The sequence below is a fragment of the Ruegeria sp. AP7 genome (genome assembly GCF_056539905.1).
The window spans coordinates 1-1,226 of record NZ_JBQFVT010000041.1 but is presented as its reverse complement, the minus strand read 5'-3'; the positions used below and the strand labels follow the sequence as shown (position 1 = coordinate 1,226).

The following is a 1,226-nucleotide window of genomic DNA, read 5'->3' as shown; positions in this document are numbered from 1 at the left end:
TGCCGATTCAACCGATCGCCGCAACACACTCTTCGAACTTCTCTGCCGGTGAGAAGTAATTCAAGGTCATTCTCGGCCTTTCATTGAGTTCGCGGGCGACTGTATCGAGATGTTTTTGGTTGTGGACAGACAGATCAGTGCCTTTCGGGAAGTACTGGCGCAGGAGACGGTTGGTGTTCTCGTTGGTGCCGCGTTGCCAGGGGCTGTGTGGGTCGCAGAAGTAGATATCGAGATCGGTGGCTAAGGTCAGGCTCTTGTGATCGGCCAGTTCCTTACCGCGGTCCCATGTCAGCGTACGGCGAAGCTCTCTCGGCAGATGCTGGACCTGTGCGGCCAGCGCCGCCACGACGGTCTGCGTTTCCTTTCCACTGACCTTTGCCAGCATGACGTAGCGCGTCCGTCTTTCGACAAGCGTCGCGATGAAGCTGTTCTTCGAGCCGGCAATGAGATCGCCTTCCCAGTGACCGGGGACAGCGCGGTCCTCGACCGCAGCCGGACGTTCCCGGATTGAGACCGCGTCTTTGATTTGCCCGAGACCGTCGCGCTTCAGGCTAGCGTGCCGAGATCGACGGATGGCACGTGTGGACCTGAGATGGGCCAGCAGCTCCTTCTTTAGAACGCCGCGGGCCTGGATGAACAGGCTTCGATAGATTGTCTCGTGGGACACCCGCACACCCTCATCATCAGGTTGTTCTCGCTTCAGCCAACCCGCGATCTGCTGGGGTGACCACTTGCACACGAGCTTCTCTGCTATTGTCTGACAGAGGCCTGGTCGGTTCGCCAGCTTGCAATGTTTTGGTCGACGAGCCCGATCCCAGGCCGCTTGGTCCGCCCTGGCGGCACGGTAGACACACCGGCCTCCATTACGCCGCACCTCCCGGCTGAACGTCGAGGGCGCTCGACGAAGCTGACGGGCAATGGAACGCAATGACATCTTGGCCTTCAGACCCCGAGAGATTTCTTCACGTTCCGCCAGCGTCATTGCCAGTCGCGACCGCCGCCTCTCCGGCGGGCGGATACCACCTGTCCGTGCCAGCAGCGGATAGATCGACGATGAGTTCCGATCGAACAATCGACCGATCGAGCTCATTGACTCCCCGCGCTGCCAGCGATCCCAAATCTCCGCCTTTTGTTTCTCCGTAAAATAGATCCGACGTCGATAAGCCATTCCAACACTCCATCTTTGCTCTCAAAGTGAAGTGTTGCGTCGATCCATTGAGACCGCC

At 59.0% G+C, this 1,226-nt stretch carries 1 protein-coding gene; it reads right to left on the bottom strand.

All coding sequences use genetic code 11. From position 1 onward, the window contains the following. Positions 1 to 7: 7 nt before the first annotated feature. Complete coding sequence (locus ACR0KN_RS22440) at positions 8 to 1,168, bottom strand: IS30 family transposase (protein ID WP_480553474.1); 1,161 nt, start codon at positions 1,166 to 1,168, stop codon at positions 8 to 10. Positions 1,169 to 1,226: the final 58 nt, after the last annotated feature.

Excerpts from the sequence above, each read along its gene's own strand:
- ACR0KN_RS22440 (WP_480553474.1), bottom strand. The coding sequence starts at position 1,168 with ATGGCTTATCGACGTCGGATCTATTTTACGGAGAAACAAAAGGCGGAG.